This window comes from Paenisporosarcina sp. P4_E4_2, from assembly GCF_056401595.1.
In genome coordinates this window covers 1-8,154 of record NZ_JBFUJC010000132.1, presented here as the reverse complement: position 1 = coordinate 8,154, position 8,154 = coordinate 1, and the positions used below count along the sequence as shown (strand labels likewise).

Sequence of the window (8,154 nt, the reverse complement as noted above, 5' to 3'; positions counted from 1 at the left end):
TATTTTGCAGAGACAGCTTACAGAAGCAATTTCTTTTGATTGGAGTGGAGGCGGCGACTTCAGCGGGAACAGCACGAGCTGAAGACCCCGCAGGAACGTAGTGACGAGGAGACTGAAGCCGTGCCCGCGAAACGCGTCCGCCGCAATGGAAATCAACATTTTCTTGCATAGGCTCTTTTTCAATAGTATACAGTTATATTCACTCATTTTTTCTTTGTCTACAGTCTGGAAGTGCCTGAAAAGGCGCTTTTTTTGTGCGAAATTCAAGGAGACTCATATGAAAATTGCTATTGGAACAAAAAATCAGGCAAAAGTGAACGCAGTAGAAAATATATGTTCTTCATTACTGGAAAATGTGGATTTCTTTTCAGTTTCTGTACCCTCGAATGTTTCGGATCAACCAATTGGAGACGAAGAAACTTTACTCGGTGCAAAAAACCGAGCATGGTTAGCTTTCAAGGAATCCCAAGCAGAAATTTCTTTCGGACTCGAGGGAGGAGTAAAAGAAATAAATGGCCAACTGTTTGTTTGCAACTGGGGTGTACTGCATACGAAAACAGGTCAGCAATTTATCGCTGGAGGCGCCCAGATTCCTTTGCCTGCAGAAGTGGCGGAACCCATCCGAAATGGGGAAGAGCTTGGACCTGTAATGGAAACCTACACAAAACAAGTGGGAATACGACATAAAGAAGGAGCCGTAGGTGTGTTCACAAACGGACTTGTCAATCGCAGTGTGATGTTTGAACACATTGTCAAACTATTGATAGGTCAATACTTGTATGCCAATCCTACGCAAAAAACGACTTAAGTTGCAACGATATGGGAACCATATTAAAATAGAACATAGTGCTTTCTTAGATAGGAGGGAAAAACATGAGACGAAAATGGATGCGAATTGCGATCGCACCTTTCTTATTAGTAACTTTAGTTGCTTGTTCTGCAACTCCTGAAGAACAAATGGGAGAAGGAATAAATGCTGCAAAAGAAGCTTTTCAAAATGAATCAGCTGAGCCGAATGAACAAATTGAAAATGTTGAATTATTTGTTCCAAAAGGCTTTTCTATAGAGGAAGATTCGGACGAAACGAACATCGTCATGAAGGATAACGACGAATCGTATGTGTTGTTTGTAAACCCGAATGAACAACAAGATAGTCATTTATTTTATGATTTATTACAAGCTGAGAAAAAAGATGACATTAAAGCTCAAGAGACTTTTGAGCAAAATGGTCGCTTTGGTTTCATCGCTGTTTTACCATCAGGTGAGGAACAATACGAAATTATGGCAAGTATCGGTGGCGTGAAACTAACGACCATTTCGGATAAAGCTAACATTTCGGAGAACATGGAGCAAATGATGGAAATTGTTCGTTCTGTAAAAATTGATTCATAAAGGAGGAATTCAAATGAGAGATTTACAATCTGTTGAAGAATTCCAAGCTCTGAAATTAACGGAAGATGTAGTGTTTCTATTTACGGCTGGCTGGTGTCCGGATTGTCATTTTATTGACCCTTTCATGCCAGAGGTTGAAGAGAAGTTTGAAATCTTCACATTTGTATCTGTTAACCGTGATCAATTTATTGATTTGTGTGCAGAACAAGAGATATATGGAATTCCAAGTTTCTTAGTCTTTAGAAACGGACTGGAAGTAGGGCGTTTTGTCACCAAAGACCGTAAAACTAAGGAAGAAATAGAACAATTCCTAACAGAACTTCTTTAGAATGTTCCAATATTATGAGAGCGGTTCCGCCCAAACGGTAGGAACCGCTTCCTTTTGTAAAGGATGTGAAACTTTGAAACCAGAACAATTAGTTGAACGATTAAAGCAAGAACTACCGAATCCTTCATTCACGTGGCAACATGATAAAAAAACTGATCGGCTACGTCTGAATCATACTGGGTTGAATAAAGGTATGGAAATTTCACTGCCAGAAATTTTGGCTAAATATGAAATGAAAAAAGATCTGGCAATTCAAGAGGTTGTCTATACCATTAGTCAGACTTTCGACGCGATGGAACAGGAAACCAAAGGCTTGACCAAATCAACATCACATATTTATCCTGTTATCCGTTCAACCTCATTCCCGTTGAAATCGAATGAAGGACATGCATTCGTTGTTACTGATCATACAGCGGAAACACGAATCTATTATGCACTGGATTTGGGAAACACGTATCGATTGCTCGATGAACAAATGATGAGTCAGTTAAATATCACAGATTCAGAGATGAAAGAAGCTGCGCGTTTCCAAGTCAGAAAACTGTCAACCGACATGAAAGAAGACCATGTGGCAGGTAATATATTTTACTTTGTCAATGCGAACGATGGATATGACGCCAGTCGTATTTTAAATGAACAATTTTTGAAAGACATGCAAACGAAAATTACAGGAGATATGACATTGTCAGTGCCTCATCAAGATGTGTTAATCATCGGAGATATTCGAAACGAAGCAGGTTATGATGTACTTGCCCAGTTAACCATGCATTTCTTTACAGTAGGTAAAGTGCCAATCACATCTTTATCTTTCATTTACGAAGACGGGGAATTGGAACCGATCTTTATTATGGCCAAAAATCGCGTACAAAAGGAGAACAATGACAAATGAATATTTTTTACAATACAAAAGGTGTCGGAGATGTGCTTTTAGTACAACTGGTACCAAATACTTTTGAAGAAGTGACAACTGAAACAAAAGGTGACATTACGTTAATCAAAGATGCAAAGACAGGCAAAGTTGGGGCATTTAATGTATTTAACTCGAGTAAATATCTTCAATTGACTGAGCAAGGCTCCGTTGAAGTAACAAAAGAAATCGTGGAATCTTTACAACAACTGCTGATTAATCATGATTTGGACTTGAAATTAGAGGTCGACTTTTCGCCTAAATTTGTAGTTGGCTATGTTTCTTCTAAAGAAAAACATCCAAATGCTGATAAATTAAATGTTTGCCAAGTTGAAGTGGGCGAAGAAACGCTTCAAATTGTATGTGGAGCCCCAAATGTGGAAGCGGGCCAAAAAGTAGTAGTAGCAAAGGTTGGTGCTGTGATGCCAAGTGGTTTAGTGATCAAAGATGCAGAATTACGTGGCGTTGCATCGAGTGGCATGATTTGTTCGGCGAAAGAATTGGCTTTACCAGATGCACCTACAGAAAAAGGGATTTTAGTATTAGAAGACACTGCTGAAATAGGATCAGCTTTCCAAGCATAAACTAGGTAAAACTCTGTGTACTCAAGGATTTTGATGCGCAGAGTTTTTTTAAAGCCGTTTGATTTGACTTGCAAACCTGCTAAAATGGAAGCATTGACACGAAAAGAGGGTTTGTATTGAATTGGTTGACCAAAACATTAAAAAAAGTATTTTCAGAAGAATCAATAGAAAAAGAAGAAGTAATATTAATAGAAGAACTTGAGCAGACTACATACAGAGAGACCAAAACACCTTTCCGATTCCCTTTAATCAGCGATAATGAGAAAGATCGTTCAGAAGATGCTGATTTAGATGATGGCGAAAAGGAAGAAGAATATCAACCTTTATATATGCATAAACWATGGCAGCAGAAGCGACAAAACACAGTTGTCCATCAAGCGACAAAACCAAGAGTAGAGCACTCAAGTATTCCGAGTCCAAGAGATAGCTTTTCGACAACAAGAGATAGTTTCCAAGAAGTAAAGCCAAGAATAACAAAAGTGCCTGTTCAGTCGAAGCTGTTTGTCCCTTCAGAAGTTCCATCCCCTATTCATGGTTTCAATCGTCCAAAAATATCTCCGATTGATGATCTATTAGCCAAAAAGAACTTGGGTGAAGTGAATAAAGAAACAGCGGCTACCATTATCGAAGAAAGTGAATCACCGTCGATTAAGCCATCTGGAACCATCATCCAACAAAGCGAACAGGAAATGAAAAAGCATCAACCTATCACAGAAAAAGAGATAGTTCGGGAAACACCTTTCCGTTCGAAAATATCTCCTTTTGATGAGTTGTTGGCTAAAAAGAATCAGATTAAAGTCGTTGAACAAGAGGCGAGTGTATTTGTTGAAGTTAAACCGACTGAAACAAACATTTCCAAGCAAGTAGAATCTGAAATGCTCGAACAATCAGCCACAATAGAAAAAGAAGTTGTAAATGAGTCCCATGTAAAGGTTGAAGAACAGTTGGATGTAGAGATGCCATCGGCTATTGATGGGCAAGTAACCGACATCCCATTAACAGAAAAGAAAAAGAAATCTTTGCCTTTTAATGTGATGATGCTTAATTCTGATAAGGCAAAATATCAGCAAGCCACAACACGAACTAATATGATACCTACTATAATGCCAAAACAAGAGATTCCTAATAAACCAATCGAACAACAGCCAGTGGATGCTCCTGTTGAAAGGTCGACTGGTCAGGACCAACAACCTGATCATGCAATTGTGGAAGATAGCCAGCCAGGATATATTTTCCCGAGAGAGAGATATTTAGTACCACCTGAGCAAAAGACGCAAGATAACGAGTGGATGAGCATGCAAGCTGCTCGATTAATCGAATCCTTGTCTTATTTCCAAGTTAAAGCGGAAATTGTAAACATGGTTCAAGGTCCTGCTGTCACACAATTTGAAATAACAGTCGGTCAAGGGACGAAAGTGAGCAAAATTCGTAATCTGGCGGATGATTTGAAATTGGCACTTGCTGCGAAAGACATTCGGATACAGGCACCGATTCCTGGGAAAAGTTCGATTGGAATTGAAATTCCAAACCAAACGTCCCGTCCTGTCCGTCTATCGGAAGTTGTCGGGAGTTCAAACTTCACGGATTCTGACTCACCGCTTGAAGCAGCTCTCGGATTAGATTTGACTGGGACACCTATTACCATTGATTTGCGTAAAATGCCACATGGCTTAATTGCGGGAGCAACGGGATCAGGTAAGTCAGTTTGTATTAATTCTTTATTAATCAGCTTATTATATAAAGCCACGCCGAAAGAATTAAATTTACTCCTGATTGATCCGAAAATGGTAGAACTGGCACCCTTCAATCATATCCCTCATCTCGTCAGTCCCGTCATCACTGACGTTAAGGCTGCAACTGCTGCACTAAAATGGGCAGTAGAAGAAATGGAACGCCGTTATCAGCTGTTTGCTCATACAGGGGTAAGGGATATCACACGTTATAATGCAATGGCAGAAGAGAAAAGACAATTTGCACAAAAAATGCCTTATTTGTTGATTGTTATTGATGAATTGGCAGACTTAATGATGATGGCACCTACGGAAGTGGAAGAATCAATTTGTCGGATTGCTCAAAAAGCACGTGCTTGCGGGATTCATTTAGTGGTCGCTACACAACGTCCGTCTGTAGATGTCATAACAGGACTGATTAAAGCAAATATCCCGACTCGTATCGCATTTTCAGTGTCCTCGCAAATAGATTCGCGTACGATTTTGGATGTCCAAGGTGCTGAAAGGTTACTCGGTCGAGGCGACATGCTATACCTTGGCAATGGTATGTCTGCGCCAATCCGTATACAAGGGACCTACGTAACGGATGAAGAGATGGAAGAAATTATTGAACACGCACGTAGTCAGGGAGAACCATCATATTTATTTGAGCAAGAGGAATTGGTGCGTCGTCTGGAAGTGGCAGAAGATCAGGATGAGTTATTTGAAGAAGCGTGCCGATTTATTTTGGAACAAGGCTCTGCTTCAACTTCGCTGCTTCAACGTAAGTTTCATATAGGTTACAACCGTGCGGCAAGACTTGTTGACTTAATGGAACAGCATGGATATGTTTCGGAATCAAGAGGAAGTAAAGCACGAGAAGTTTTCATTACAGAAAATGATTTACAGCTTCTCTTCAATGAATGACAATGGAATTGAGAATAACCCCAGCCAGGTCTATATAATTGTGGGAAAAATCGTTCATTTCTAGGCAAGATTAAATGATGATATAATGGGGTAAGGAATTATTGATAATAAAGTACGGGCACCTTTCCCAGGAGGTTTATACAAATGACAGTGTTTCATTTTACAGGAATTAAAGGGTCTGGCATGAGTTCACTTGCACAAATTTTGCACGATGCAGGGAACCAGGTTCAGGGCTCTGATATAGAGAAACATTTTTTCACTGAAGATCCACTACGAAAACGTGACATCAAAATCTTGCCATTTAACGCAGATAATATTGAAAAAGGCATGACCGTAATTGCGGGGAATGCATTTAAAGACAATCATGAAGAACTGATTCGTGCTAACGAATTAGGAATCGATGTAATCCGTTATCACAAGTTTTTAGGGAACTTAATGGGCCAGTACGTCTCGGTAGGTATTACAGGATCACATGGCAAAACTTCTACAACGGGTTTAATGTCACATGTATTAAGTGGCTTTGCACCGACTTCATATTTAATTGGAGATGGAACGGGTCATGGTGAATCACAAGCACAATACTTTGCTTTTGAAGCATGTGAATACCGTCGTCATTTCTTGGCATACCATCCTGATTACATGATCATGACTAATATCGATTTTGATCATCCGGATTATTTCGGTGGCATCGACGATGTGGTTGAGGCATTCCAATCAATGGCGCTTCAAGTGAATAAGGCCATTATTGCATGTGGTGATGATGAACATCTACAAAAAATCCATGCCAATGTTCCCGTTGTGTTTTATGGATTTGGCTCAGAAAATGACTTTGAAGCTCGTAACGTGGTGAAAACGACTTCTGGATCTACATTCGATGTTTTCGTTCGAAATGAATTTTACCGTACATTTGAAATCCCTTCATTCGGAGACCATGCCGTACTAAATGCATTGGCTGTCATTTCTTTGTGTAATTACGAAGGAATCCCTGCTGATATCATTCAGCAGCAGTTGCATACATTCGGTGGCGTCAAACGCCGTTTTGCTGAAAGCAGAAAAGGAGATCGAATCTTAATTGACGATTATGCACATCATCCGACTGAAATCAAAGTAACTATCCAGTCGGCTCGTCAGAAGTATCCAAATCGTGAAGTCATTGCAATATTCCAACCTCATACGTTTTCACGTACTCGCACATTCCTTAAGGAGTTCGCAGAGAGCCTGGAAACGGCTGATAACGTATATTTGTGTGATATATTCGGATCAGCACGTGAAAATGCAGGAGACTTAACCATCGATGATTTATGTGATCTGATTGACAACTGTGTTGTCCTGAAAACCGAAGAAATTGATGTGTTACTGAAGCATCAAAATGCTGTATACTTATTCATGGGTGCAGGGGATGTTCAAAAGTTCCAAGCTGCCTTCGAACAAAAAATATAATTTCACAAAACTCTGGTCTTTTTTGACTGGAGTTTTATTTTTATGGAGGAAATAAAATGTTTTTGTGGAATAAAGATAACATAGATGTTTATTTACCGCTATGTGTGGGAAGATAGGTAGTATGTACAATCTAGAGGAGGAACTCGAATGGAAATAATATTATACATAGCAGCGTTGGTTGCAGCTATAGGCTTTCTCGTTCTTTGCGTTAGTCTTGCGATGACATTTACATCGCTGAAGAAGACGCTTAATGAATTTTCAGACACAATGTCTGGATTAGAAGGTCAATTACAAGGAGTAACAAGAGAGACAACAGAATTATTGCATAAGACAAATGGTTTGGCTTCAGATATTCAAAATAAATCTGAAAAACTTAACAGTGTTGTAGATGCCGTGAAAAATGTAGGGGAGTCAGTAAATGGCTTAAATACATCAATCCGACGCATTACATCGTCAATTACGACAGAGGTAGAACGAAATGAAGATAAGATTGCGCAAGTTGTACAATGGAGCAATGTTGCTCTAGGCATTCGCGACAAGTGGAAAGAAAGAAAAGCAATTGAAGAAGCTAGAGCAGGTTACACGATTTATGCAAGCGAACCAGATAAATCATATAGAGATACAAAAAAATAAGGGGGAACCAACATGACACAATTTAAACCAAATTATAACGAAGCGAAGTACAACCACGAGTTTTATTCGAATAAATCCAATCAGACGGAAGCCTATCTTCCACAAGCGTATGAGTATTCCAATGGACAGCACCGAGATCCAATTTATTCGAAATCAAGTGATGATATGAATTCTAAGGATTTCTTAATCGGTGCATTGGTAGGCTGAATTATTGGAGCAGCTACGGCTTTATTC

Annotated in this window: 8 protein-coding genes and 1 pseudogene; all 9 read left to right on the top strand. The window is 39.5% G+C overall.

Going from position 1 to position 8,154, the window contains the following annotated elements; genetic code table 11:
• Positions 1–277: 277 nt before the first annotated feature.
• The 9 genes and pseudogenes from AC1DSB_RS10630 to AC1DSB_RS10590 all read left to right on the top strand — a co-directional run bounded on the left by AC1DSB_RS10630 (position 278) and on the right by AC1DSB_RS10590 (position 8,127).
• A complete protein-coding gene (locus AC1DSB_RS10630) occupies positions 278–808 on the top strand; it encodes a DUF84 family protein (RefSeq protein ID WP_477531199.1) in 531 nt (176 codons plus the stop codon).
• Between the two features lie 65 nt (positions 809–873).
• Positions 874–1,392: a hypothetical protein gene (locus tag AC1DSB_RS10625; protein WP_342543230.1), complete on the top strand. Its 519-nt coding sequence runs from the start codon at positions 874–876 to the stop codon at positions 1,390–1,392.
• A 13-nt stretch (positions 1,393–1,405) separates the two neighbouring features.
• Complete coding sequence (locus AC1DSB_RS10620; RefSeq protein ID WP_477531198.1) at positions 1,406–1,720, top strand: thioredoxin family protein; 315 nt, start codon at positions 1,406–1,408, stop codon at positions 1,718–1,720.
• A gap of 73 nt (positions 1,721–1,793) precedes the next feature.
• Entirely contained in the window at positions 1,794–2,609 is an 816-nt protein-coding gene (locus AC1DSB_RS10615) for a DUF1444 domain-containing protein (RefSeq protein ID WP_477531197.1), read from the top strand.
• Positions 2,606–3,211, top strand: a complete 606-nt coding sequence (gene ytpR / locus AC1DSB_RS10610; RefSeq protein WP_477531196.1) for a YtpR family tRNA-binding protein — start codon at positions 2,606–2,608, stop codon at positions 3,209–3,211. Before AC1DSB_RS10615 ends, ytpR begins: the two co-directional genes overlap by 4 nt.
• Positions 3,212–4,212: 1,001 nt before the next feature.
• Positions 4,213–5,847 (top strand): annotated as a pseudogene (locus AC1DSB_RS10605) (DNA translocase FtsK); the annotation flags it as partial.
• Between the two features lie 144 nt (positions 5,848–5,991).
• Complete coding sequence (murC, locus tag AC1DSB_RS10600) at positions 5,992–7,287, top strand: UDP-N-acetylmuramate--L-alanine ligase (protein WP_477531194.1); 1,296 nt, start codon at positions 5,992–5,994, stop codon at positions 7,285–7,287.
• Positions 7,288–7,434: 147 nt separating this feature from the next.
• Positions 7,435–7,920, top strand: coding sequence for a DUF948 domain-containing protein (locus tag AC1DSB_RS10595; RefSeq protein WP_477531193.1), 486 nt, complete (start codon positions 7,435–7,437; stop codon positions 7,918–7,920).
• Between the two features lie 12 nt (positions 7,921–7,932).
• Positions 7,933–8,127 (top strand): hypothetical protein, encoded by a 195-nt coding sequence (locus tag AC1DSB_RS10590; RefSeq protein ID WP_477586694.1) that lies wholly within the window; start codon positions 7,933–7,935, stop codon positions 8,125–8,127.
• Positions 8,128–8,154 lie beyond the last annotated feature (27 nt).

Excerpts from the sequence above, each read along its gene's own strand:
- AC1DSB_RS10630 (WP_477531199.1), top strand. The coding sequence starts at position 278 with ATGAAAATTGCTATTGGAACAAAAAATCAGGCAAAAGTGAACGCAGTA.
- AC1DSB_RS10625 (WP_342543230.1), top strand. The coding sequence starts at position 874 with ATGAGACGAAAATGGATGCGAATTGCGATCGCACCTTTCTTATTAGTA.
- AC1DSB_RS10620 (WP_477531198.1), top strand. The coding sequence starts at position 1,406 with ATGAGAGATTTACAATCTGTTGAAGAATTCCAAGCTCTGAAATTAACG.
- ytpR (WP_477531196.1), top strand. The coding sequence starts at position 2,606 with ATGAATATTTTTTACAATACAAAAGGTGTCGGAGATGTGCTTTTAGTA.
- murC (WP_477531194.1), top strand. The coding sequence starts at position 5,992 with ATGACAGTGTTTCATTTTACAGGAATTAAAGGGTCTGGCATGAGTTCA.
- AC1DSB_RS10595 (WP_477531193.1), top strand. The coding sequence starts at position 7,435 with ATGGAAATAATATTATACATAGCAGCGTTGGTTGCAGCTATAGGCTTT.
- AC1DSB_RS10590 (WP_477586694.1), top strand. The coding sequence starts at position 7,933 with ATGACACAATTTAAACCAAATTATAACGAAGCGAAGTACAACCACGAG.